The 24142-nt window shown below is 48.5% G+C and carries 21 protein-coding genes; 13 read left to right on the top strand and 8 right to left on the bottom strand.

Annotated features, from left to right (window positions below; translation table 11 throughout):
* Window positions 1-113: 113 nt before the first annotated feature.
* Window positions 114-557 (top strand): GNAT family acetyltransferase, encoded by a 444-nt coding sequence (locus I1H34_RS18345; RefSeq protein WP_212662433.1) that lies wholly within the window; start codon window positions 114-116, stop codon window positions 555-557.
* Between the two features lie 143 nt (window positions 558-700).
* Here I1H34_RS18345 and sufR read toward each other — a convergent pair whose 3' ends face one another.
* Window positions 701-1348 carry an iron-sulfur cluster biosynthesis transcriptional regulator SufR gene (gene sufR / locus I1H34_RS18340; RefSeq protein WP_212662432.1) on the bottom strand — a complete coding sequence of 216 codons (648 nt, stop codon included), beginning with the start codon at window positions 1346-1348 and terminating at the stop codon, window positions 701-703.
* Between the two features lie 206 nt (window positions 1349-1554).
* Here sufR and sufB point away from each other — a divergent pair, with 206 nt between their 5' ends.
* The 4 genes from sufB to I1H34_RS18320 are packed head-to-tail and all read left to right on the top strand — an operon-like array spanning window position 1555 to window position 6405.
* Window positions 1555-2994 carry a Fe-S cluster assembly protein SufB gene (gene sufB, locus I1H34_RS18335; protein ID WP_212662431.1) on the top strand — a complete coding sequence of 480 codons (1440 nt, stop codon included), beginning with the start codon at window positions 1555-1557 and terminating at the stop codon, window positions 2992-2994.
* Between the two features lie 46 nt (window positions 2995-3040).
* Entirely contained in the window at window positions 3041-3820 is a 780-nt protein-coding gene (gene sufC / locus I1H34_RS18330) for a Fe-S cluster assembly ATPase SufC (RefSeq protein ID WP_212662430.1), read from the top strand.
* Window positions 3820-5124, top strand: coding sequence for a Fe-S cluster assembly protein SufD (gene sufD / locus I1H34_RS18325; protein WP_212662429.1), 1305 nt, complete (start codon window positions 3820-3822; stop codon window positions 5122-5124). The genes sufC and sufD overlap by 1 nt, the downstream gene beginning before the upstream one ends.
* Before the next feature lie 18 nt (window positions 5125-5142).
* Entirely contained in the window at window positions 5143-6405 is a 1263-nt protein-coding gene (locus I1H34_RS18320) for a SufS family cysteine desulfurase (RefSeq protein WP_212662428.1), read from the top strand.
* A gap of 71 nt (window positions 6406-6476) precedes the next feature.
* Here the strand turns inward: I1H34_RS18320 and I1H34_RS18315 are convergent, their stop codons facing one another.
* Window positions 6477-6638, bottom strand: a complete 162-nt coding sequence (locus I1H34_RS18315) for a hypothetical protein (RefSeq protein ID WP_212662427.1) — start codon at window positions 6636-6638, stop codon at window positions 6477-6479.
* A 680-nt stretch (window positions 6639-7318) separates the two neighbouring features.
* Between I1H34_RS18315 and I1H34_RS18310 the strand changes: the two genes are divergently transcribed.
* Both I1H34_RS18310 and I1H34_RS18305 read left to right on the top strand, forming a co-directional pair.
* Complete coding sequence (locus I1H34_RS18310; RefSeq protein WP_212662426.1) at window positions 7319-7510, top strand: hypothetical protein; 192 nt, start codon at window positions 7319-7321, stop codon at window positions 7508-7510.
* A 459-nt stretch (window positions 7511-7969) separates the two neighbouring features.
* Window positions 7970-8431: a hypothetical protein gene (locus tag I1H34_RS18305; protein WP_249369375.1), complete on the top strand. Its 462-nt coding sequence runs from the start codon at window positions 7970-7972 to the stop codon at window positions 8429-8431.
* A gap of 238 nt (window positions 8432-8669) precedes the next feature.
* Here the strand turns inward: I1H34_RS18305 and I1H34_RS18300 are convergent, their stop codons facing one another.
* Window positions 8670-8984, bottom strand: coding sequence for an SH3 domain-containing protein (locus I1H34_RS18300; RefSeq protein WP_212662424.1), 315 nt, complete (start codon window positions 8982-8984; stop codon window positions 8670-8672).
* Window positions 8985-9260: 276 nt separating this feature from the next.
* Here I1H34_RS18300 and I1H34_RS18295 point away from each other — a divergent pair, with 276 nt between their 5' ends.
* The 3 genes from I1H34_RS18295 (at window position 9261) to I1H34_RS18285 (ending at window position 11478) form a co-directional block, all read left to right on the top strand.
* Window positions 9261-10325, top strand: a complete 1065-nt coding sequence (locus I1H34_RS18295) for a hypothetical protein (protein WP_212662423.1) — start codon at window positions 9261-9263, stop codon at window positions 10323-10325.
* 88 nt (window positions 10326-10413) lie between these two features.
* Entirely contained in the window at window positions 10414-11031 is a 618-nt protein-coding gene (locus tag I1H34_RS18290) for an HAD-IA family hydrolase (protein WP_212662422.1), read from the top strand.
* An 18-nt stretch (window positions 11032-11049) separates the two neighbouring features.
* Complete coding sequence (locus tag I1H34_RS18285; protein WP_212662421.1) at window positions 11050-11478, top strand: rhodanese-like domain-containing protein; 429 nt, start codon at window positions 11050-11052, stop codon at window positions 11476-11478.
* A gap of 12 nt (window positions 11479-11490) precedes the next feature.
* On the opposite strand, the gene I1H34_RS18280 is transcribed toward I1H34_RS18285, so the two are convergent.
* Complete coding sequence (locus I1H34_RS18280; RefSeq protein ID WP_212662420.1) at window positions 11491-11898, bottom strand: DoxX family protein; 408 nt, start codon at window positions 11896-11898, stop codon at window positions 11491-11493.
* A gap of 149 nt (window positions 11899-12047) precedes the next feature.
* Entirely contained in the window at window positions 12048-13319 is a 1272-nt protein-coding gene (locus tag I1H34_RS18275) for an NAD(P)/FAD-dependent oxidoreductase (protein ID WP_212662419.1), read from the bottom strand.
* A 264-nt stretch (window positions 13320-13583) separates the two neighbouring features.
* On the opposite strand from I1H34_RS18275, the gene I1H34_RS18270 reads away from it, so the two are divergent.
* The gene (locus I1H34_RS18270) at window positions 13584-14198 is read left to right on the top strand and encodes a sigma-70 family RNA polymerase sigma factor (RefSeq protein ID WP_212662418.1); all 615 of its coding nucleotides are present in this window, start codon (window positions 13584-13586) and stop codon (window positions 14196-14198) included.
* Window positions 14199-14202: 4 nt separating this feature from the next.
* The gene (locus tag I1H34_RS18265; protein WP_212662417.1) at window positions 14203-15132 is read left to right on the top strand and encodes a hypothetical protein; all 930 of its coding nucleotides are present in this window, start codon (window positions 14203-14205) and stop codon (window positions 15130-15132) included.
* A 63-nt stretch (window positions 15133-15195) separates the two neighbouring features.
* Here I1H34_RS18265 and I1H34_RS18260 read toward each other — a convergent pair whose 3' ends face one another.
* Window positions 15196-19656, bottom strand: a complete 4461-nt coding sequence (locus I1H34_RS18260; protein ID WP_212662416.1) for an NACHT domain-containing protein — start codon at window positions 19654-19656, stop codon at window positions 15196-15198.
* A 547-nt stretch (window positions 19657-20203) separates the two neighbouring features.
* Here I1H34_RS18260 and I1H34_RS18255 point away from each other — a divergent pair.
* Window positions 20204-22123: a vanadium-dependent haloperoxidase gene (locus I1H34_RS18255; protein ID WP_212662415.1), complete on the top strand. Its 1920-nt coding sequence runs from the start codon at window positions 20204-20206 to the stop codon at window positions 22121-22123.
* A 397-nt stretch (window positions 22124-22520) separates the two neighbouring features.
* Here the strand turns inward: I1H34_RS18255 and I1H34_RS18250 are convergent, their stop codons facing one another.
* Together I1H34_RS18250 and I1H34_RS18245 are read right to left on the bottom strand one after the other, a co-directional pair.
* Window positions 22521-22919: a DUF4259 domain-containing protein gene (locus tag I1H34_RS18250; RefSeq protein WP_212662414.1), complete on the bottom strand. Its 399-nt coding sequence runs from the start codon at window positions 22917-22919 to the stop codon at window positions 22521-22523.
* Between the two features lie 192 nt (window positions 22920-23111).
* A complete protein-coding gene (locus I1H34_RS18245; RefSeq protein ID WP_212662413.1) occupies window positions 23112-24065 on the bottom strand; it encodes a pentapeptide repeat-containing protein in 954 nt (317 codons plus the stop codon).
* Window positions 24066-24142 lie beyond the last annotated feature (77 nt).

The raw sequence follows: 24142 nt of genomic DNA, 5'->3' as shown, positions 1-24142 counted from the left end.
AGACAACGCTGGATAACAACCGGATAAATGCAGAGTGCTCAAACACGTGTTTATTGTAAACGTAGTCAACTCTTCTCACTCGACTATCCGGAATGTTCACCTGACCAAAACCTATGCTTATTCGAAATTTCAAGCCGACTGACCAACACGACGTCATTCGCCTCTGGAACAAGTGCCGCTTGACACGACCATGGAATAACCCGATCCTCGACATTAAACGTAAGCTGGATGGTCAGCCTGATTGGTTGATCGTAGCTGTCGATGCTTCTGCAATTATCGGTTCTGTGATGGTTGGCTACGATGGTCACCGGGGCTGGATAAATTACCTCGCTGTCGATCCAGATCACCAGCGTTCCGGTATTGGACGCGAGCTGATGCTAGAAGCTGAGCGCAGGTTGCTTCACAAAGGATGTCCGAAGATCAGTCTCCAGATTCGCGACGATAACGAAGAGGCAATCTCGTTCTACGAATCTATCGGATTTTCCCGTGATCCTGTCTTTAGCTTTGGAAAACGCCTGATTCCCGATGCACCACCTTACTCCCCAGACGGCGGATAACCATCGGGTGCATCAGAGCAGCGATGGGATGTTTTGTGTTTGCTTGCCAGTTTCTATCGCAGCCCAGCTAACGCTGACCTTCATTCTTTGTATTGGACTTTAGTATTGGATTAGCAAAATAGGACAAGATCCACAAGATTGACCTAATCTGCCTTAATCAAGTATCCACAGCGATGTTCGCCATTGACGAGCCAGTGGGTCCGTTCGACCTGGCAGTCCTTCAGAGCAATGGCAAACATTTCCAGCTCATTGTCACAAACGCTGGGAAAAGTCTCTGCCACTTGAGAAATCGCACAATTATATTCTGTGAGGATAAACCGCGTTGCTGTTATGGGGTCGGCATCTTCGGGCATTGGATAATATTCGGCCATAAAGCCTTCTGCTTCCCGGAGTTTGACGAGTTTGGCAACCCGTTCTGCCAAGGTGCCCCGGCCTAATTTTTGCTGGTATTCAAGGGCTTTGCGTTCCCATTGCTTGCGGAGAATAACCCGCATTTGCTCCTGACCCACGGTTTCAGAGAGGGTATCGAGTAAATCGATCGCAAAGGTATCGTGATGATCCGGGAAGCGATCTCGCCCCGCTCGGCTCAGTTGATAGACATGCTGAGGGCGGCCTGTACCAGATTGGACGCTTTCAAACAGAATCAACCCTTCTGTTTCTAGATCCTTGAGATGGCGGCGAATGGCTTGAGGCGTGACCTGTAATTGCTCAGATAACTCATGGGTATTGGCCTGACCCTGCTTGAGCAAATGCTGAAGGATATCTTGTTTTGTGGAAGATGCTGTGTTCACAGTTGAGATGCCCAAGCAGAAATCAACATTGACAGGTTGGTGACAGAACCCCAACCGAAACAGTTCACGGTGTAACCCATTACAACAATTTCTCTCGACTTTGACAACATGTTTGTTGCTAAAGTACTCTAAGATGAAGTTGAACAACACAGTTGTTGTTTTTTCGATTATACACGCGCGCTACCCGTCCTGAGAGAACACACCCCATGACCGCATCCGTTGAGAATCTGGTTAATCAACCTTATAAATACGGCTTTGTCACGGACATTGAAGTTGAGACGATCCCCAAGGGACTCAGCGAAGACGTTGTTCGTCTGATCTCAGCTAAGAAAAATGAGCCACAGTTCATGCTCGATTTTCGTCTGAAAGCCTATCGTCAATGGCTCAAGATGAGTGAACCCGATTGGCCCCATGTTCATTATCCGGCGATTGATTACCAGGACATCACCTATTACTCGGCTCCCAAAGAGCCTGAAGAGAAAAAGCAAAGTCTGGATGAGGTGGATCCGGTTCTTTTAGAAACCTTTGAGAAATTAGGCATTCCTCTGTCTGAGCAGAAGCGATTGAGCAATGTGGCGGTGGATGCGGTCTTTGATAGTGTGTCCGTGGCCACCACCTTCCGCAAAGACTTAGCCAAGGAAGGGGTGATTTTCTGCTCCATTTCCGAGGCCCTCCATGACTATCCCGATCTCGTGGAAAAATATCTGGGCAGCGTCGTTCCCATTAACGATAATTTCTTCTCGGCCCTGAATGCGGCCGTGTTTAGTGATGGCTCGTTTGTCTATATTCCCAAGGGCGTCAAGTGCCCCATGGAACTGTCTACTTATTTTCGGATTAATACCGAAGGAGCAGGTCAGTTTGAGCGCACCCTAATTATTGCGGAAGAGGGTAGTCAAGTCAGCTACTTAGAAGGCTGCACCGCCCCCATGTTCGATACCAATCAGCTCCACGCAGCCGTGGTGGAACTGGTGGCTCTGGATGATGCCGACATTAAATATTCCACCGTCCAGAACTGGTTTGCGGGGGATGAAAATGGCAAGGGGGGGATTTATAACTTTGTGACCAAGCGGGGGCTCTGTGCCGGTAAGAACTCCAAGATTTCTTGGACCCAGGTGGAGACCGGATCGGCCATCACCTGGAAATATCCCAGCTGTGTGTTGGTGGGGGATAACTCCGTCGGTGAGTTTTACTCCGTGGCCTTGACCAACAATCTGCAGCAGGCTGATACAGGCACCAAGATGATCCACGTGGGCAAAAACACCCGCAGCACGATTATCTCCAAGGGAATTTCCGCCGGCCGCTCCCAAAATAGCTATCGCGGTTTGGTGCGAATGGGGCCGAAGGCCGATGGTTCTCGCAATTACTCCCAGTGTGATTCCATGCTGATTGGCAGTGATGCTGAGGCCAATACCTTCCCCTATATCCAGGTGCAAAACAACCAAACGAAGGTGGAACATGAAGCCTCCACTTCCAAGATTGGGGAAGACCAGCTCTTCTACTTTGCCCAGCGGGGTATTTCCGTAGAAGATGCTGTGTCAATGATGATTAGCGGCTTCTGTCAGGATGTATTTAATCAACTGCCGATGGAATTTGCCGTAGAAGCCGATCGGCTTTTAAGCCTGAAGTTAGAAGGAAGTGTGGGATAAGATTTCCCACTGACATTAAATATTAGACGCAGTTTGAGGTTCAGGCGTGATTATTGACAATAGCGATGTGATTCTGTCCGTCCGTAACTTGACGGCAGATGTGGGTGGAACTCCGATTCTGAAGGGGTTGAATCTAGAAATTAAGGCGGGAGAAATCCATGCCATTATGGGGCCGAACGGCTCTGGGAAAAGCACCTTTTCTAAGGTATTGGCTGGACATCCCGCCTATACGGTTACCGGAGGTGAGGTAATTTACAAGGGACAGAATCTGCTGGAGCTGGAGCCGGAAGAACGGTCCCGCTCAGGTGTGTTTTTGGCCTTTCAATATCCCTTAGAAATTCCTGGAGTGAGCAACCTCGACTTTCTACGGGTATCCTGCAATTCCAAGCGCCAGCATGAAGGTCTAGAAGAGCTAGACGCCTTTGATTTTGATGATTTGGTGCGGGAACGCTTAGACGTGGTCAAAATGGACCCGGCCTTCCTCGATCGCAGTGTGAATGAAGGCTTTTCTGGCGGGGAAAAGAAGCGCAATGAAATCTTGCAGATGGCCCTTTTAGAACCCACCTTAGCCATTCTGGATGAAACAGATTCAGGTTTAGATATTGATGCCCTCAAGATTGTTGCCAATGGGGTGAATCAGCTTGCCAAGCCCGACAACGCTACCCTGATGATTACCCACTATCAGCGGTTGCTGGACTATATTGTCCCCGACTTTGTCCATGTGATGGCCGAAGGCAAAATCTTGACTACGGGTGGCAAGGAACTGGCCCAAGAGCTGGAAGCCAAAGGCTATGACTGGGTGAAGCAAGAGGAGGTGGCAGTCTAATGACCGTAGAAGTAAACCCAGAAGCTGTTGCGCCTAGCTTGTCAGCAGTGCAGGATCGGCAAGCTTATTTAAACCATCTTTTGGCCCAGCGGCCCAGCCTGACCGGATTGTCAGAGGTGCGAGATAGCGCCCTCAGTATTGTTCAAGAACGGGGACTCCCCAGTAATCGAGATGAGGACTGGCGATTTACGGATTTGTCGGGCCTGTACAAAACTTCTTTTGCAGCTCCAACTGCCGCATCGCTATCCCTAGAAGAGATTGACGCCTTTATCTTGGCAGATGCCCCCGTGCGGTTGGTCTTTGTCAATGGCTTTTTTGCCCCTGATTTATCTGCTGTTGATAATTTGCCTGCGGGCCTGAGGGTCAGCACCTTAGCGAATGCCGATAGTCTAGCTGAGCTAGGACATCAGCCGGGAATGACGGAAGTCTTTACGGCCCTGAATACTGCTAGCTTTGCCGATGGTGCGGTCTTGCACATTGCCAAAAATCAGATGGTTGAAGCGCCCATTCATCTTTTGTATTTGACGACAGGGGATACTCCGATCATCACCTCTCCTCGAGGGCTGGTGGTGGCTGAAGCGAATAGCGCTGCTACCTTGATTGAAGAATATGTGGCGGTCAAGGCAGAGTCCTACTTCACGAACGCGGTAACGGAAGTGTGCTTGGGGCAAAATGCTCAGATCCATCACCATCGGATTCAGCGAGAGGCTAAAACAGCATTTCATATTGGTACAACGGCGGTTTCCCAGGATCGTGATAGTCGCTATGCCCTGACGAGCCTGAGTCTGGGGGGACAGATGTCTCGCCATAACCCCGTGGTGGTGCCTACGGCGGAACAGACGGATACCACCTTAAATGGATTGACCCTAGCGGTGGATCAGCAGGTCGCCGATACCCATTCTGATCTATCCTTTACAGGTCCCCACTGTACGGCCCAGCAGTTGCATAAGTGCATCGTTGATAATCGTGCCCGAGCGGTATTTAATGGCCGAGTGTTTGTGCCCAAACTGGCCCAGCAGACCAATGCGAGCCAGCTTAGCCGCAATTTGTTGCTGTCGGCCAAGGCACGGGTGGACACGAAGCCACAGCTAGAAATTATTGCTGACGATGTCAAGTGCGCCCACGGGGCTACGGTGAGTCAGCTGGACGATGAAGAAGTTTTTTATCTACAAAGCCGGGGGTTAGACCGCAATAGCGCTTGCGATTTGCTGGTCGAGGGGTTTGCGGCGGAAATTATTGAAAAATTGCCCATTGCTGAACAGCGCCAGACTTTGCTGAACGCTGTATTGTCCCAAATACGTTAGATTTGTGATTCTGCACCTATGATTGCCATCCAAGAAAAGTCTCTAGCCCTTCAGGTTCGTCCTGACTTTCCTATTTTGCATCAGCAAATTCAGGATAGTCCGTTGGTCTATTTGGATAGTGCGGCGACCTCTCAGAAGCCGACGTCCGTGTTGGATGCGTTACAGGCTTATTACGAACAGGATAATGCCAATGTCCACCGCGGGGTTCATACCCTCAGCGGTCGGGCAACGGATTCCTATGAAGGGGCACGGGATAAGGTGGCAGCCTTTGTAAATGCCGCTTCTCGCCAGGAGATTGTCTATACCCGCAATGCCAGCGAAGGCATTAACCTGGTGGCCTATAGCTGGGGATTGAGCACCCTCAAAGCTGGGGATGAAGTCATCCTGTCGGTGATGGAACACCACAGCAATTTAATCCCCTGGCAGTTGGTAGCCCAGAAGACGGGGGCGGTGCTGAAGTTTGTGGAACTAGACGCAAATCAAGCTTTTGACTTAGAGCAGTTCAAAACCCTGGTAAATGATCGCACAAAGCTGGTGAGTGTGGTGCATGTATCTAATACTTTGGGCTGCGTGAATCCGGTGGAAGAGATTATTGCGATCGCACATCAATACGGTGCCAAAGTCCTCATCGATGCCTGCCAGAGCGTCCCTCATATGCCCATCGATGTTCAAAAGATGGACTGCGATTGGCTAGTTGCTTCCGGCCACAAAATGTGTGCCCCTACGGGTATCGGCTTTCTCTATGGCAAGCTCGATTTGCTACGCAGTATGCCTCCCTTCTTAGGGGGCGGCGAGATGATTGCTGATGTGTTCCTAGACCATGCCACCTATGCAGATTTACCCCATAAGTTTGAGGCGGGTACCCCTGCCATTGGTGAAGCTGTGGGTCTAGGCGCAGCGGTTGATTATTTGACTCAAGTGGGTATGGATAAAATTCATGCCTATGAAGCGGAACTGACAGGTTATCTATTCAAGCGGCTCCGCGAAGTTCCTGAAGTGCAAGTCTATGGTCCTCAACCCCAAGCAGATGGGACAGGTCGAGCTGCACTAGCGTCATTTACCGCAGGGGATGTGCATCCCCACGATCTCTCGACGATCTTAGATCAAGCGGGCGTAGCGATTCGGGCGGGACATCACTGCACTCAGCCTTTGCATCGACATCTTAAGGTGCAGTCTACAGCGCGGGCGAGTCTCTATTTCTACAACACTCGTGAAGAGATTGATACCTTCATTACTTCACTTAAGGAAGCTGTGGAATTTTTCGGTAGTATTTTTGGGTAGACGGTGTGTACGTCCTGGCATTCTGTCGTCTGTCGTTGCTCTAGATTAGGTTCAGTATATGAAGTTCTCTCTTAGTCAATGGGGCTGAGAGAACTGTAAGAGGTTTCCTGTGTCTGCGGCGTATGATCTTTTTCAGCCATCAACATTGCCATAAAATAGCGATTGGCCTCAAAAATGGCTTGTAGGTAATGGTAATACTGAGTCATCCCTGAAGAATTGAGGTTATGCACCATCAATGATAGGAACGGCTTCAAGAAAGCTTATCTGCTTTCTCAAGTTGAAACTGTATCCAACCAGCTGTTCAGATTACTTAAAGCCCTTCAAGTCTCACGGGTAAAACGAGTGGCTTTCCTCTCATACTCAGTGCTGTACTCCTGCACCGCAAGACCTAGGAAACACTAATGAAATTAATATTAGGTTATCTCTTCTTATTTTATTTAATGAGTAGTTTTTTTAAGTAGTATTCTAGGGACAAAAACTTCAAAATATTTTTAAATACTGGATATTAGGTGAGTTTTGACTGAGGGCTTTGCTAGATAGGGCCACAAACATCCCTTCAACCGGGCAAGCATATTGGGATCCACTTATAGGACTGAGTATGAGTAGAGATCTCTCATATTTAGTCTGGTGACCAAAGACTGGAGGCAGTTTAATTTGCTTTGACGAGATGACGGATAGGGAGTGAGTTGCAGAGAAATCTGCTCCTTGAATCAGCTCTATACACAGAATAGAGTCCAGAAACGACAGATACGCTTTTACAAATATTAATATTAATTTTTGTGCAACTTGTTCGCGAACCTCTAACCTCAGATTATATGGTTAAGTTGCTCTTGCAAAAAGATAGACAAGTGCAAGCTTTGAAAATTCACTTGTTAAACCCCTATTTACTCTTAATCATTACGGGATTTTAATTATGGCTAGTTCAAAAAATAACGCTGCTATCGAAAACGGCAATATGTCGGCGATTACGACAATTATTGTTACAGTTGTAAGCTTATTTGTCGTAGGACTAATATTTGCAGTGCTTGTTAAAACATCCACAGTTTGTGATGCCGATAGCGCCTATTTTAGTTTAAGAACTTTGTCTTGTCGTCCACTTGGTTAGTGAGTAATAATAAAAAAATTGTCTATATGACGACTCACAAATAGTTCTTTAAAAAGACTAAAGAGAAGGGGGTAAGTATAAATTTATACTTACCCCCTTCTCTTTAGTCTTTTTAGCTGATCACTACTAGTAATCAACCCGACTTTTTTGATTTCTATTCCAGTAGAATAATAATCATTTGTTGTGGATTTAGGAATCAATTTATATAAATAAGTCTGAAGAAAGCGCTATAAGAATTATTTTTTATTTTGAAAGTAAAAAATAATTTCTCTAGTTTTACGTTCTTCAATCACTGCCAATTTAATGGGTTTGAGCGCAGTTTAGATATTCTTTCAAGAAGATGACATGTTCCCATAGTGTGTAAACAGCATCAATTTCTTGTATTTGTAGAAAAGTACTTTTCACATCTTAGAGTAGATGATAAATAAAAATGGATTGATTATTGCTCTTTTTATCCTATTGACGACAATCCTAATGATTGGCTATGGTTTTGGCGTTAAAGCTCAATACTTACCCTTCACGGCAGAAATTGGGTTTAGTACCAGCCAACTGCAATTTCTAAGAGGGTGGTTACTGCTAGCCTGGGTTGCTGGAATTTTGTTGCCTATTATTCTGCTTCTTCAGGCTTGGAATCAACCTGCCTCGCGGTTATTCTGGGGTGGATATTTATTGACATTGGTGATTCAAATATTCTCTGAAGGTTTCTTGAGCCGACAGTTGGTACCCAGTATTGTGGTCCCCATTGGCTTTTTCTATACAGCTTTTCGCTTGTGGCAACTAGTGGATGGATTTGGACGGTTAACATTGTCTTCTTTGCCATTGGCTGCCTTTCGCATTGTGGTTCTGTTTTGGGCTGCAAACTTAGTCATGTTGTTGTTGGTCTCTTGGCCAACGATCTTTGTAGGGTTTAAATCAAGCTAAGAACTTTAATCCTGTAGCAGCTTAGAGCTTCTAAGAGGCGTTTCTGATAGGGATCTGAAAGGGAATCTGGGGACAGAATCAAAACTAATAACGACTACAGAGATCTTCAGGGTTTGCAATAAAAATGCGATGGCAGAAAACCATCGCATTATCCAATGTGCAGTGTTTGTAGCTTATGGGTGCAAAATTATGAAACTTTTTCTATCCCCTATCGGATTGTTGGGTGACAACGGACTGACTAGAAGCCATTGAAACCAATAGGAGCCTGTACATTCACTAAATCGCCTCGGATCCAACCGCGAGCACCGGAGGTAAACTCAACGTAATACCAGTGGTAGCCATCATCACTATAGGTTGCGTCAATGACTTGCACGCGATCGCCCGCGATGCCGTAGTGAGGAGAAGAAGCTGAAGTGCTAGGGGAGGACCGAACATTGATCCGACTTCCAGATTGCCCCACCAAATAGGCGGGAGCTGCGAAGACAGGGGCAGCTGCCATGAGAGACATAAAGGAAATCGAGAGGATAGAAAGGGCTCGGTGAGTTAGCTTCATGCTTTTCTCCTGGTTCGTTGCGGTTGTGAATAAGCTTGTTATGGCTATAGTCCTCAATTTCACCCTTTGGCACCGTGATCCCTCCCTCAATACAACGGTGATGTTCAGCACGTTATAGAGTGATGCAGGGAACAGCACCTTTGCAGTGGGGGAAAAGCTATATCACTGATGAGAGGATAGCCCCCTGGTGCTGATGACTCAAAATCACTTTTGAGTCATATTGGCCCAAAAACTTGTCTATCTTGAGTTAAGACACTCCTCACCGATCCATATCAGATGCAGAAATCCTGGCACCCCATTTTCACCGTTTCCCTGTGGATTGTGGTGGGGGGTGGATGGTTAAGTAGTTGTGCTCAATTAGCGCCAAAAATCTACAAGCCATCCTCACCGAAGATTGAAAAGTTGGCGATCGATACGACAATGACGCCAAAGGCTCAGCAGTTGTTTTATAAACAAGAGCCAAGAATTGAGTCCAAGAAAATATTCCATAAGCTCTGTAGAAAAGCAGGACATAATACGGAGAAAACCATTCTGCTGGGATGTTTTACCAGTAACGGCTATGAAGGCTCGATCATCATCCAGTCAGTCACCGATCCGCGGCTGGATGGAATGATGGAAATGGTGGCGGCCCATGAGATGCTCCATGCGGCTTATCAAAAGCTGGGTAACAAAGAGCGATCGCAACTGGCATCCCAATTGAAACGGGCCGCAAAACAGGTGAAGGATGAACATTTATTGGCGGTGCTTAAAGAGTATGAAACGGGTGATCAAGATCTTTATGTCAATGAGCTACATTCCCATTTGGGCACGAGCTTAGCGAACTTGGGCGATCCAGAATTGGAGAAATATTATCGGCAGTACTTTCGCGATCGCAAACAAGTAGTGGTTTTTTCAGACCGCTCTCGCAGTGTCCTATCCGAAATTGAGTCCCAGGTTGATCAGTTAGAACCTGAATTGAATCGTCTGGAAGTCAATTTGCAAGAAGAAAAAGACTATATTCAGCGCACAGAAGATGACTTAAAGGCTAGCTATCGAGATTTGGAGCGCATGAAGGCCAATCTGGGTAACTTGAAACTGCAGGCTGAAGCCTCCCTGAGTCGGGGAGATGATCGTTTAGTGAATGATTTCGAGCAGGCCCGATCGCGGTTTAATGCTGAAGTGGGGGAGTTCAACTGGCAAGCCCAACAATTGCAGTCTCGGATCTCGCAGTTCAATCAGCAATTTGAAACCTATACCCAAAAAGTAGATTTCTATAATGAATTGGCTGCAACCAATCGATCCATCCTCAGCTCCATCAAGCTTGCTCCCTCAGAAGTTAAAGTGCAGCCTGTTGCACCTTGATGTTCTAACGATTCAAGAGACGGGCAGGCTTCCATGAAACGGGTTGCCGGGCAAAAGGTTAGTCCAGATTGAAGTACAGATATTATCGATGACCGTACTCGCATTTGACTTGGATGGAACCTTGAGTGACCCGGCTCAAGGCATCACAACCTCAATTAACTACGCCCTAGAAAATCTCAGGGTTTCCACCATAGCCCCCCATAATTTGACGCAGTATATTGGCCCTCCTCTAAGCAGGACGTTCGCTCAGTTGCTGAATACTGAAAATGAGGCAGTCATTAGCCAAGCGGTGGCTCTGTATCGAGAACGATATAGAACCATCGGCTATACCGAAAATATCTTATATCCTGGGATTCCAGACCTGCTCAAGGAACTGACAAATCAAGGGCATCGCCTATATGTTGTGACGGCTAAACCGACAGATATTGCTCAAGCAGTGATTGATTATTTTGCATTGCGTCCCTATTTTATAGATGTTTGGGGCTGTGGACTGGATCGCAATAAAGCTGAGCTATTACGTGATATTCAAGAGCAGGAGCATACAGATCTGTGGATGATTGGCGATCGTGCTAGTGATATGGCAGCGGGGCAAGGATTTACCAGATGTCTAGGGGTTTTGTGGGGCTACGGCAGTTTAGCGGAGTTAGAACAAGCAGGTGCTGATGCACTGATCCATACCCCTAGTGAACTATTGAAGCTCATTTAATCTACCCAAACTTGAAGGATGCAAAGCCGAGATTCGATCATCATTCGTGGAGTCGTACCCGCTATCGTTGTGATACTGGGGACAACCGCCTGTGCCCCGAGTTGGGATGCCCATGAACTGATCACCCCAACCCAACTGTTGACACAAATTAAAGCAGGTAATCCTCCCGTTATTTTGGATGTGCGTACGGTCGAAGAATATGAGGCAGGGCATATCCCAGGGGCTATTCAGATTTATTTCCAGGATGTACCCACACGGATTAAAGATCTGCAGACTTTTGCTGAACAAGATGTTGTTATCTACTGCGAGCGAGGATTTCGTGCTCAGATTGCGGAAACAGCGCTCCTAAAAGCAGGCTTTGCTCAGATCTACCATCTGGAGGGAGATATCAAAGCTTGGCGTAGGGCTAATTTCCCAGTGGAGAAAGGGACAGGGACCCAATTCTAATGGGGTAGGGTTTTAGCGCTGCTTGAGGGCAAAGGCACCGGGGCCAAAGGCGGCGGATACGGCACAGGCTACCAAAATCATTAAGTCTCGTTCTAGACCGGCGATATAAGCACCTTCGCTGAAGGCTTTGGGGAATTGAACCGTTGCGATCTCACCTGCCATAATTGCCACCAACACCCAGTTGGCCCAGAAGTTCTGAATCCCAATCAGAATCAGAACACTGGCAATCACTTCCACAATGCCTGTAATCGGACCTAAAAATCCGGGTAAGCCAAAGCCAATAAATTTCTCGCCTGCCATGGCCCAGTTAATTGCTTTGGGAAATCCGTGGTAGAGGAAGATCGATACCACCACTAGGCGTAACAGCAATAAGGCAAACTGTTGCATAGAGAGATTGGAATCCGTAGAAGTTGGGGTCATGGTGATCCTCTAAATGATGGTTAAAAGCAAAAGATATTGATTGGGTAGAGCAGCCTGGCTGGGGCCAAAGCTGTTGATGTTCTGAGTTCTTGATCTAGCAGAACTCTATGTGGGGCTGGGGACAGGACGCGAAGGACCATAAAACGTCTCTACCTCTTAAATTGGACGGGAGATTTAGCATGAGACTTTGTCAATAATTGCCGCGCTAATTTATCTCGGGTGCTAAAGGATTGCAGCCAGGTCATCAAGATCATGAGGCGATTGCGATAGCCAGGGGTATAGACCAGGTGGACGGCTAACCAGAGAAACCAACCCAGAAAACCCCGAATGGGGAAGGGGCCAATCTTGCCTACTCCAGAAAAGCAGCCAATGATCGCCAATCGGCCTTTATTGAGATATCGAAAGGGCTGGGGAGAGCGACCTTTGAGTTGACGGCGCAGATTTCGGGCGGTACACACACCCTGCTGTAAGGCTTCGGGTGCAACGCCTGCTAAAGTCTGACCGGGAACTTGGGCGGTATCACCGAGGGCATAGACCTCGGGATACTGCTGCAGTTGTAAGGTAGGCAGAACCGAGATTTTATCCCGATTCTCCAGGGGTAGCGTTTCTGTGGGAGGGTGGACTGCTTTCACCCCAGCGGTCCAAAGGGTGGTCGCACAGGGAATAAAGGCACCACTCTCCAGGTCTAGATGGGTGGTATGAACAGATGCGACTTTGGTCTGCACCTGAATGTTTACACCTAAAGTAGCGAGCTTTTTATAGGTGTAAGTTCGCAATGGATGAGGAAATTCAGGGAGGAGTTCCGGGCCTGACTGCACCAAAAGCAGTTGGACTGGATCATCCCGAAGCCAGGGATAGTCTTTGGGCCAAGACTGATGGCAGAGTTCCACTAAGGCTCCCGCCATTTCAACGCCTGTGGCCCCACCTCCCACAATCGTGATCGTGAGGTACTGACGTCGTTCGGCTGGATCTGAGGTTTGGGCGGCTCGTTCAATGCACTGTAAGAGATGATGCTTGAGTGCGATCGCATCTTCCAAACTCCGTAATGGAAAAGCATGTTCCTTTGCCCCCGGCACCCCCTGGAAATGGGTTTGACTCCCTGTAGCCAGCACCAGATAGTCATATTGCAATGTCAGTTGCTTGGTTCGCACTTGCCGAGCGGTTAAGTCAACCGTCTCAACATTGCCCTGAACAAACTGAACATTTTTATATCGACGCAGCAGTTTGTGAATGGGCAATGCAATCCACTCCGGCTCCAAGGTTGCCGTTGCCACTTGATAGAGTAGCGGCACAAAGGTGTGGTAATTATTCCGGTCAATTAAAGTGACCCGAGCAGTTGCTCCTCCCAGGGAAACCGCCGTTTGCAGGCCGCCAAAACCAGCGCCAATAACCACAATATGAGGGAGAGGAGAAGAGACCATCTATAACCCTAAGCATCATCACTTGCTACAGCCGGAGAAGTTATGGCTTGAAGACATCCGGTTAGCTTTGCATGAATTGCCATGATAATCTGGGTCCTAGAAATAAAGTGATGTTAGGGGGCAACCATGCCCCCTTTTTTTTGGGCTTACTTTCAGTACGAGCCAGTGAGTTAATTGGATGTGGTCAAAAAATAATTGGCGATACCGACATCCGATCGCAAACCTGACTCGTATATAGAATGAGTGCAACCCTGCTGTGGGCAAATGCTTTTGAAAGTTCCTCAACCCAACCCATCCTCCGAGGAGAATCGCCCTGTTCCTCCTGCTAACTATGCAGATGCCGTTGAACTTGTTGCGGCAATTAAGCGCCAGGAGTTAGATGCTCTAGGCTATCTGTTCGATCACTATTCCAGTTTGGTCTATACCCTGGCCTATAAAATTTTGGGCAATTCCCCAGAAGCGGAAGACTTAATGCAAGAGATCTTTCTGGGCCTGTGGGAACGCTGTACGTTTAATCCCAGTCGAGGCTCCCTATCGAGCTTTTTGGCTACAGTCACTCGGTCGCGAGCCATCGATCGACTGCGGATGAAGGGGAATCGTCGTCGCATTTTGTCCCAGTGGCAGGAAAGTTTGTCGCCCAAGCCTTCTCTCACCCCCTTGGACCATGCCAGTCAGTCGGAAAAGCGCCAAGTCCTCCAGCAGGCTTTAACAGAACTGCCCAGTGAGTATCGACAAGTATTAGAACTCAGCTATTTCGGGGGATACAGTCAGTCTCAAATTGCTGAGCAATTGGACAAGCCATTAGGCACGGTCAAAACCTGGGCGAGGAAGGGACTGATTCAACTTCGCCAGTCTCTACAAGCGCAAATGGAGCTTTAATCTGATGGTCGATCCTATCCCTCACAACCGATTTGAAGAACTCGCTGCTGGCTATGTGATTGGCAACCTTGACTCGGAAGAGATGGCTGAGTTTCAACAGTTAGCGGTCGAGCATCCTACCTTGTGGGAAGAGGTGGCAGGGCTACAAGAAACCTTGGATCTATTGCCCTTTGCTCTGGCTGAAGCCCAGCCCCAACCCTCGGCTCGGGACCAGATGATGCAGTCGGCGGTCCAGACCAAACCTATGACGCCTGCCCAGCGAACAGCGAGTCCAAAAGCCCCCCGCCCTTGGGCCAAAATCTTTGGAAGTATTGCGGCAGTCACCACGGTGGCTCTGGGTGTGCAGACGGTTCATTTTCAGCACCAATTGGCTCAGGTTCAGCAGGAGTTAGCTGAGCAGAAAAATCTGATGGCAACCCTGCCACCCACGACGCACCAGGCGACTCCCAGGAATGTTGTCATTACCACCACCGATACGTTCGTCAATCAGAACTGGCATGGGGTAGAACAAATCTTGGTGGATCATCGTAAGTCCTTGAAAAAAGGGCTGAAGGCGGTGGATATTCCCAGCAATCAACCAATGGAGCTGGCGACCCTACTGAGAGCGCAGGCTCCCATGCCCTCGGCAATGCCGATTCTTTCCCAAATGAGTTCTAAATTATTGGGGGGAAGTGTTTGTACCTTCGGTAAGGCCAAGGGAGTCCGTATCATGTACGATACGGAGCAACATGGCCAGGTATCGTTTTACCAAATTGCCCGTTCCCAGAAACCAGAACTGCCCCAGTTAACGCCAGAGAAGCTTTACCTAGCGATTCAAGATGGACCGGGTGGGGTGTTTTGGAGTGATGGTGAGTTTCACTATGCGATCGTGTCTGATCTATCGGCAGATGAGCTTAAGGAACTGACTTCCGCCGTTGAGATTGTAGAGAGCTAGGGGTGAGCAGAATACTGGTGGTTGTTAACTGAAGCATATCCATTGGCAAAGGTGCGGGGACTACTATTCGTTACAGTAAGCCCCCATCGCTTTCAAGGCCATCTTTTGGGCTTCTGTTAAACCCAGAGCGCCACTAAAGTTCATATCACCACATAAACCTGTTTGAACGACTGCTAAACATTTGCCCGTATCGACCTCCCAGAGTCGGAGGGTTTGGTCATCACTGCCACTGACAATCCGCTGGCCATCGGGGCTAAAGGCCACCGACAAGACCCCAGCTGTATGGCCTGTCCAGGGTTGGCCGATGGGGTTGCCCTGGGCATCCCAGAGCCGGAGGGTTTGGTCATCACTGCCACTGACAATCCGCTGGCCATCGGGGCTAAAGGCCACCGACCAGACCTGAGCTGTATGGCCTGTCCAGGGTTGGCCGATGGGGTTGCCCTGGGCATCCCAGAGCCGGAGGGTTTGGTCATCACTGCCACTGACAATCCGCTGGCCATCGGGGCTAAAGGCCACCGACCAGACCTGAGCTGTATGGCCTGTCCAGGGTCCGCCGATGGGGTTGCCCTGGGCATCCCAGAGTCGGAGGGTTTGGTCATCACTGCCACTGACAATCCGCTGGCCATCGGGGCTAAAGGCCACCGACAAGACCCCAGCTGTATGGCCTGTCCAGGGTTGGCCGATGGGGTTGCCCTGGGCATCCCAGAGTCGGAGGGTTTGGTCATCACTGCCACTGACAATCCGCTGGCCATCGGGGCTAAAGGCCACCGACCAGACCCAATCTGTATGGCCTGTCCAGGGTTGGCCGATGGGGTTGCCCTGGGCATCCCAGAGTCGGAGGGTTTGGTCATCACTGCCACTGACAATCCGCTGGCCATCGGGGCTAAAGGCCACCGACAAGACCCCAGCTGTATGGCCTGTCCAGGGTTGGCCGATGGGGTTGCCCTGGGCATCCCAGAGTCGGAGGGTTTGGTCATTACTGCCACTGACAATCCGCTGGCCATCGGGGCTAAAGGCCACCGACCAGACCCCAGCTGTATGGCCTGTCCAGGGTTGGCCGATGGGGTTGCCCTGGGCATCCCAGAGTCGGAGGGTTTGGTCATTACTGCCACTGACAATCCGCTGGCCATCGGGGCTAAAGGCCACCGATAAGACTCCAGCTGTATGGCCTGTCCAGGGTTCGCCGATGGGGTTGCCCTGGGCATCCCAGAGTCGGAGGGTTTGGTCATTACTGCCACTGACAATCCGCTGGCCATCGGGGCTAAAGGCCACCGACCAGACCCAATCTGTATGGCCTGTCCAGGGTTGGCCGATGGGGTTGCCCTGGGCATCCCAGAGTCGGAGGGTTTGGTCATAACTGCCACTGACAATCCGCTGGCCATCGGGGCTAAAGGCCACCGACAAGACCCCAGCTGTATGGCCTGTCCAGGGTTGGCCGATGGGGTTGCCCTGGGCATCCCAGAGTCGGAGGGTTTGGTCATTACTGCCACTGACAATCCGCTGGCCATCGGGGCTAAAGGCCACCGACCAGACCCCAGCTGTATGGCCTGTCCAGGGTTGGCCGATGGGGTTGCCCTGGGCATCCCAGAGTCGGAGGGTTTGGTCATTACTGCCACTGACAATCCGCTGGCCATCGGGGCTAAAGGCCACCGACAAGACCCCAGCTGTATGGCCTGTCCAGGGTTGGCCGATGGGGTTGCCCTGGGCATCCCAGAGTTGGAGGGTTTGGTCCTTACTGCCACTGACAATCCGCTGGCCATCGGGGCTAAAGGCCACCGACTGAATTGCTGCAGAATGTTCTTGTCGAATCCACAACACTCGTCCGGTACTGGCATCCCACATCTGCAGTCTGCCGTTGCCCTCTCCGATAGCCCACAGTTGACCATCAGGGCTAACAGCAATGGTATAAATGGTCCCTAGAACTTTATTTAAATGGGCTTCTGCCAAGCTAGCTCTGGCTAAATTCACTCGTAGCAAGCTGACATTTGCAAAATCAATCCCTTGTAAATGGGTGTTGCTCAAATCATGGGTTTCCAACGCCCAAGGATTGTTATCAACCAAAAGCTGCGTTAGGTTACCACCCCAATACCCTGCCTGCTCCTGAGTTTGTCCCCGAGTAGCTTGAATTTGGGGAAGCAACCGTTCCACCATTAGGGCTGAATCAAGCATTGGAACAGCCAAATCTAAAATCGCCTTAGCCAATTGGGCAGGCACTAGCAATGGCTGAAGACTCTCCCTATCTCCAGATCTAAACCGAAGTAAAGGAGCAATCTTTTGGATAGTACCTTGCTCATCCACTTGTCGCTGGCAATAATCCCACCAGCCATATTCCTGTGGAAGTAACGCTTGATCGACATGGGGTTGCTCCTGAGCAATTTCAATAAAATCAGGAGCCAAAACCCCCAACAAGGCCACCAACTTGTAGGCGACAAAAAACTCTAGCAGTGACCGATGGGCAGGGCTGTAATTTCCCTCTGCATCCCGAATTAGCATCGACTGCCCCATCATGTCGTAGTGCCAATGGTCCAGATCCGTTTGTTCCTGTACCACCGGGCCAAATAGTTTCCGAATCCTTTCTGGGAAAAGCTTATAGTTCAGTCGCATCTGATCCGACAAGATCATTTCCCAAGACAGCTCACACAGAAAATAGAGCTTATCCGCCAAGGAGGTAAAGGTCCGCTCTGCCTTAATATCCCGCTCCATCTTCCGCCGCACAGCATACAGATACACCCGAGCTAAGTCGATTGGTTTGCCAGCAGTAATCTCCGGCAACGCATCCAAAATCAACTCCGTCATCACAGGGCGACAGGCCAAATCTAAAAGCTGGGGATAGCCCATAATTTGCTGCACCGATTCCTCATCCGCTCGAAAGGACAGCACTTGCCGGATTTGCTCCTCATTAAACTTTTCCAGCTCCAGCACTTCAAATTGAGGCGGTTCACCTGTTAGGGCAGCGGTCGAAGCCTTTAACTCAGCATTCAGTAAATCTCGCCCTTCCTTGGCTTCCGGGAAATGTTCTGTCCGACAGGTCAGAATAGCCTTTGACCCTGGCACCACGACCTTGGCTAGCTCCCAAAAGTTATTGATCATCTGCTGCCGATCCACCCGCGCCGCCATCTCATCAAAGCCATCAAAGATCAGCAGCAGCTTCCCCATTCGATTAAGCTGCTCAAAAGCCGAATATCCCGGAATCGGGATCTCATGCTTGCGAAAGAAAAACTCCGAAAACAGCGACTCTACACTCACAGCCTTGGCATAGTCCCGCAGCGGAATCACCAAAGGCAATCGAGGCCGCTCAGTTCCTCGTTGCTGTGCTTCGCGATAGTCTTGCAAAGCCTTCCAGGCATAGTGCAGCGTAAACCAAGTCTTTCCTGTTCCAAACTCTCCCAATACAGAAATATGTTCTTTGGCAGGGTCATCCAACCACACATCCACATAGCCATCAATCCAACCATTTCCTTCGCCATATCGACTTAACGCAATTCGTTGCTGAGTTTGAGGACTAAATTCTTCTTTCGTGCAGGCTAGGGGTACATATTGTTCATCAATCTTCCGGCTCAGAATCTCCGATTCCAGCCAAGTCAAATAGCCACTAAAATCTGCATCCTGATCCAACAATTCATCAAAGGTATAACACTCCAAACACTCATTCTCAGTTTGGGCCACCAAATCCTTTGCTGCCTGACTCAATCGGCGACTACTCACCAACCATCCTTCATCAGTACGTTGGCCTTTTACCGACTGCGCTAGAGCTTCAATATCTGCAACGCCACCCTCGCCATCCACACCTCTCACCAGCACACGGTTAAACCGCCGCCGACTCACCCGATAAGTAATAATCCACTCAAAGTAGTTTGCCTCCCAAGCCTCATAAGACTCAAACTCATAGTCCAACGTCTCAAACCACCCGCGCATTTGCTGAGCCAGACTATATGCTCGGCAACTCTCTTTACACCCAGAGCTATCACCTGGCAGCATCAGTTCAGCTTGAGGAACCAAGCGAGCCATCTCTGCTCGCATCGCTTCTACTGTTGGTAATCGATTAAGTCGTTCTTGGACAAAATCTAACCCATCACGAAGATTGGCAATATTCTGATCGCGTCTGACCTCTGCAGGCTTTTTCGTCCGATTGACAACTTCTAAAAAAATGGCACTGAAACGTGCAAATTCAAGCGGGTAGTCAATTTCCTTAGCCCTAATCTCATCTCCTAAGGCAAAGTCATGAACATAACGCTCCCCTTCAGCTAGCAGAATATTCGGATTATCTTGCTCAAATGACTCCCTGAAAATCTGGCGAATTTCGTCCTGCCGCAATAACTCCAACATCAGCGGAGGCTTGCCCACACAATATTCCACTAGAGCATAGGCATACACACCACTAAAGTCAGCAGGCGGGTGTTCAGGATCCAGACCAAATTGCTTGAGCAGTTTAATCACGGCCTCATTCCGTTGCAGTTTAGTGACTGCAATAGGTGTGGCAATTTTTGTGATCGCCCCAACAAGCGGACCTATTTCGATTGGCACAAATTCGCTCCCAGAATATAGCTCAGGCCGTAATCTGCCTAGCTGTCATTATGCAAGCAATTTTTTGTCAACACCTTCAGTACTTATTTTTGTTTAACGATGCAGAAACAAATCAATGAATAAACGGTCATGAAATAAATACAACAAAAACATAAATTTTTGACTTTTACCTAACCATAATTAAATCCTAAACAGTTTTTCACAGGAATGATAGAAATTGGAACTTAACAAAAAGTTCAACACTATCTCTCACGCCCTATCGCACATAATCTCAACACTATAGAGAACCAATGATTCAAAGATACTTCTATCTCTCTTATTCGTTGATGAAGCAGCTAGGCCTAACAGCCACCGTGTAGCTGAATATCACATCAATAGGGTGAGCTAACGATATTTATTCCCTAGTGCTTATCAGTAAGGGCAAACTCTAAAACCACTTTCTCAAATGTGATGTTTTACTAAAATCGCATAATTTTTCAGTCAATACCTGACAGCTTATCCAGAAGTACATAACTGACTACTCTACAGATACCAAAGGAAGATTTCTATGACAGATCGTCGACAAGATTCCTATGCAGTTCGAGTTGAAGCCGCAGAGCTAGCTAGAAGTCGAAATCATCCTGACCATCAGGCCAACGGCGATGAACAACGATATGCTGGCGCACAATATTTTATGTCCTTCACAAAAGGACTTCCCCACCATCCCGACACCGGATTACTAGCCGATCCCAATGATTTCGTTGAATTCCGCCGAGCCATAGATGACGGCTTTATCGATCCTTTTTCTACGCCAGTTCGGCATGGTGCCTTATATGAGGTTGTTGCCGGGGTAGTACAACCGATTGTACCTCCACCACCTCTACCCAATAACTTTAGACAATGGGAGGCCCCAACGGCTGGGGTTGTTTTTGACTTAGAAGGACCTGATGCCCAAGCCGTAACCATGCCACCAGCCCCACCCTTATTAGATGGCTGTGGCAATCCTAATCCAGAGCTGGTTCTGGAAATGGCAGAGGTGTATGAATTAGCTATTCTCCGTGACCAACCTTTCAATGATTTTGAAGCTGGAGGAGCTAATACTTCTATTAATCAATCGATAGTGCGCCTCAATGCTCTCGATTACATTGGCAACCAAACTGGACGCCCCCGTCTAGTCAGTGGTACTGGCCAACTGGACGCACAAACTGTATTTCGAGGTTCATCTCCAGGAGTAGGAGTCGGTCCCTATTTGTCGCAGTTTCTACTGATTGGTAATACTGACCTTAATCGAGATCCTAACGGTGTTGGCGGAGGCAGTGTTGATGAGGGGCTAATTACCTATGGTGCTCTACAAATCAATCAAAAAGTGCCTATTGCAGAACCAGGCAGAGATTATATGCAAAATATGCCTGAATACGTTCAGGCACAGCGAGGTATTCGTCCTCCAAGAGAAACCTATGGTCCCACGAATGGGAATCCTGTTCTTCAACCGAATCGCCCACCACGTCGCTTTATCTCAACTCCTAGAGATTTAGCAACTTACGTTCATTACGATGCGCTTTACGAAGCTTATCTTAATGCCTGCATCATTTTGCTAGAAATGGGAACTCCCTTTGATCCTAGTTTTGATCATTTGTCTGGTGGAGGACAAGCTGCAGGTAATGCCGCAACTCGGCGTAATGCAGGTGGTTTTGCACTCTATGGTGGACCTCATATTCTGAACCTTGTGACTGAAGTGGCTACTCGCGCATTAAAGGCTGTACGTTTCCAGAAATTCAATAACCATATTCGTCTGAGACCTGAAGCGTTAGCGGCTCGTATTGAACTAGAACGATTGCGAGCTAACAATGGCGTGCCTGCCAATCTAGTCCCACCAGCTTTGAGTTCAAGTATGGGAGGTTATAGAAACATATTGGAAAACAATGGTGGTGGCACATTAAATGTAATTGAGGCTCTAAATGCAGCTGCCGCCCAGCCTGGGAATGGTGGTAGTTATTTCTTACCCATGGCATTCCCAGAAGGTTCTCCAATGCACCCCGCCTATGGAGCGGGTCATGCAACTGTGGCTGGGGCTTGTGTGACTATTCTCAAAGCATTCTTTGATACGAGTGCAGTACTTGCAGAATCAGGTCCAAATATTTCATTTAAACGTTTGGCAAATGGAGATAATCCAATCGTTTTTCGTGCACCTAATCTACCTGGCCCTGGTGTAGGGGGAGGTGTTCCTGTAGGCAATTTGGTTCCAGATAGGAACATAAATGACTTTCTAACTCTTGAAGGTGAGCTGAATAAGCTTGCAGCCAATATCTCTATTGGTAGAGATATGGCGGGGGTCCATTATTTCACCGACTACTACGACAGTTTGCGAATGGGTGAAGAAATTGCGATTGGAATTCTAGAGGAACAAGCCCTGACCTACTCAACCGATCCTTTTGTCTTATCAATACCCACCTTTGATGGCGATGTTAGAAGGATTGGTCGCCGATGAGTCGTCCAGCCCGTCGTCCCTCCAGAATCCGGCCCCCCCATCGGGGGAGAACACCATCAGCATCCTCTACCAATCGGCTTACTCATGAAGTACAGCCTTTTGTGCGCCCAGATCCTCCGCGAACTGGGAGGCACAGAACGATTCCTGTCCCTCCACCACCTATTGACCCTTGTGAAAAACTGTCTGTTCAAGAAAGGAGAGCACTGTTGCTAGTAGCGCTCGCAATCATAATGGCTTTGGTGTTTATTCAAATGAACTCTAACCTAATAGCTCATTAAGTTAAGCGTAAATTACCAACGTAGCCTTCTATTACTGAAACAGGAGGGTGGCCACGAGTATCTGTGGTGCCTTCCTGTTTCATTTACGGATGTTTTTACTGTTTTAGATTGTGACTTTATTAATAGGGCAGTCGAGTTAGTAAATCTTCCAAACTCGATTGCCAAGCCTCAAAGTCTTCTGATTCTTGCCATAAATCCTTGAGTTCAGAGTTAGACATAATGACTTCCACCGCTTGCCTTGCCTTAGCCACCAATGTAGCTGAAGGAGAGGTTCGCTCCTCAGCCCACACATCAATTTCATCCGGGCAATCTTCGTGGGGTTCCCCTAGGAGCGCCGCAATGGCCTCTGCTGCTGCAACAGCACCCGAGCAATCTGGGGCTTCGGGATAGTCATCAGCTTGGTCAATAATCGTGTTGAGTGTATCGATAATCATGCCATCGTCCGAATAGCCCTCTAGGTCGGCGACCCAATCCATTGCATCGTCATTTTCAAAGTTGCCATATCCCCATGCGCCCATAGTTATCCCCTCTACTATTCACGGATAATTTATGCCAATCGATATTGATCAAAGAAAAGTACGGTTGTAGCATCAATATCAGCATTATTCGCGTGGGGACAAAAAGCAACCCATATTCCTGAACACATTGGCCTCTATAGGATAGATGCTTGAATATGCTTGCTTTTCGACAGTCTTAGTAGCGTTCTGGGTCTAAACTTTGCTAGTCGTTAGGAGTTGTTGGTCATAAGCCTGTTTAAGAAAAGCTTCAATATTCTCCAGATCTGAATGCTTATCCACCTTCAGGCGAATGCTATAAGTTCCGCCATGTTTTTTTTCAACATCGCGAATTTCAATCTCATCCTGCTCAAATTTAGTACATAGCGATTGAAAGGCGGTTAGAAAAGCCAGCCAGTTAATACCATCCATAAAGATTAAATCCAGAGTTGCTAGCTTGGGTTGCACCAGCTTTCTGAACACATCGGCGGTAAAGTCCCCTTCCGGTGGCTGACGATCTTGTTGGTCTGCTTGCAGATAAATATGAAGGCACTCAATATCATCGAGTTTGGTGTCAATACTGATTTCCCAGTTCTGCAAACAAGCCCCTGTAAAAATGGCCTGGGTAAAATCTGCAGAAATAGCAATAGTAGATTCAAGGGCAGCAGATCTGAGATCGGCACCCCGGAGATCGGCCCAGGTTAAGTCAGCTTCCAATAGGTCGGCCCCTCGCATATCGGCCCAGCGAAATTCAGCCCGTCTAAAATCAGTCTCCGTTAAGGTGGAGTGACAGAGATTGGAACCGCTTAGGGTTGCTCCCTGGAGATTCGCTTGGGTGAGATTGGCAAAGGAGAGGTCTACCCATCGCATTGTTGCCCCCTGGAGATTGGCTTGGCTGAGGTTCACATGTTCCAGATTGGTGCCGCTTAAATCTGTCCCCGTTAGCTGTGCGCCGATCAATTGAGCTTGGCTCAGATTAGCCCAGCGGATGAAAGTGCGGCTCAGGTTGGCTTGGTTTAGATTGGCCCCACTGAGGTTAATCTCGCAGCAGTCTTTCCCACTCAGATTGGCCCCTTGTAAGTCTGGACTCACTGTTGGGTTGTCCTTCCGCCATTGATTCCAGGCTTCAGTCCCTTTTTCCAGGATTTGCACATGCTCTGAATTCACCATACCTGCTCCCAAAGCTGGTTTATTCGATCAGTTCTACTAGTCTGCCCTGTAATACTTGAGAAGAAACCCTAAAAGAA

Source organism: Acaryochloris marina S15 (genome assembly GCF_018336915.1).
Lineage (GTDB): Bacteria > Cyanobacteriota > Cyanobacteriia > Thermosynechococcales > Thermosynechococcaceae > Acaryochloris > Acaryochloris marina_A.
The sequence above is the reverse complement of the archived record's forward strand: the minus strand, read 5'-3'. Positions and strand labels throughout refer to the sequence as shown.

Coding starts and splice junctions, on each gene's coding strand:
- I1H34_RS18295 (WP_212662423.1), top strand. CDS start 9,261: ATGCAGAAATCCTGGCACCCCATTTTCACCGTTTCCCTGTGGATTGTG.
- I1H34_RS18345 (WP_212662433.1), top strand. CDS start 114: ATGCTTATTCGAAATTTCAAGCCGACTGACCAACACGACGTCATTCGC.
- I1H34_RS18250 (WP_212662414.1), bottom strand. CDS start 22,919: ATGGGCGCATGGGGATATGGCAACTTTGAAAATGACGATGCAATGGAT.
- I1H34_RS18265 (WP_212662417.1), top strand. CDS start 14,203: ATGGTCGATCCTATCCCTCACAACCGATTTGAAGAACTCGCTGCTGGC.
- I1H34_RS18320 (WP_212662428.1), top strand. CDS start 5,143: ATGATTGCCATCCAAGAAAAGTCTCTAGCCCTTCAGGTTCGTCCTGAC.
- I1H34_RS18290 (WP_212662422.1), top strand. CDS start 10,414: ATGACCGTACTCGCATTTGACTTGGATGGAACCTTGAGTGACCCGGCT.
- I1H34_RS18280 (WP_212662420.1), bottom strand. CDS start 11,898: ATGACCCCAACTTCTACGGATTCCAATCTCTCTATGCAACAGTTTGCC.
- I1H34_RS18310 (WP_212662426.1), top strand. CDS start 7,319: ATGGCTAGTTCAAAAAATAACGCTGCTATCGAAAACGGCAATATGTCG.
- I1H34_RS18315 (WP_212662427.1), bottom strand. CDS start 6,638: ATGGTGCATAACCTCAATTCTTCAGGGATGACTCAGTATTACCATTAC.
- I1H34_RS18285 (WP_212662421.1), top strand. CDS start 11,050: ATGCAAAGCCGAGATTCGATCATCATTCGTGGAGTCGTACCCGCTATC.
- I1H34_RS18270 (WP_212662418.1), top strand. CDS start 13,584: ATGCTTTTGAAAGTTCCTCAACCCAACCCATCCTCCGAGGAGAATCGC.
- I1H34_RS18245 (WP_212662413.1), bottom strand. CDS start 24,065: ATGGTGAATTCAGAGCATGTGCAAATCCTGGAAAAAGGGACTGAAGCC.
- I1H34_RS18275 (WP_212662419.1), bottom strand. CDS start 13,319: ATGGTCTCTTCTCCTCTCCCTCATATTGTGGTTATTGGCGCTGGTTTT.
- I1H34_RS18255 (WP_212662415.1), top strand. CDS start 20,204: ATGACAGATCGTCGACAAGATTCCTATGCAGTTCGAGTTGAAGCCGCA.
- sufD (WP_212662429.1), top strand. CDS start 3,820: ATGACCGTAGAAGTAAACCCAGAAGCTGTTGCGCCTAGCTTGTCAGCA.
- I1H34_RS18300 (WP_212662424.1), bottom strand. CDS start 8,984: ATGAAGCTAACTCACCGAGCCCTTTCTATCCTCTCGATTTCCTTTATG.
- sufB (WP_212662431.1), top strand. CDS start 1,555: ATGACCGCATCCGTTGAGAATCTGGTTAATCAACCTTATAAATACGGC.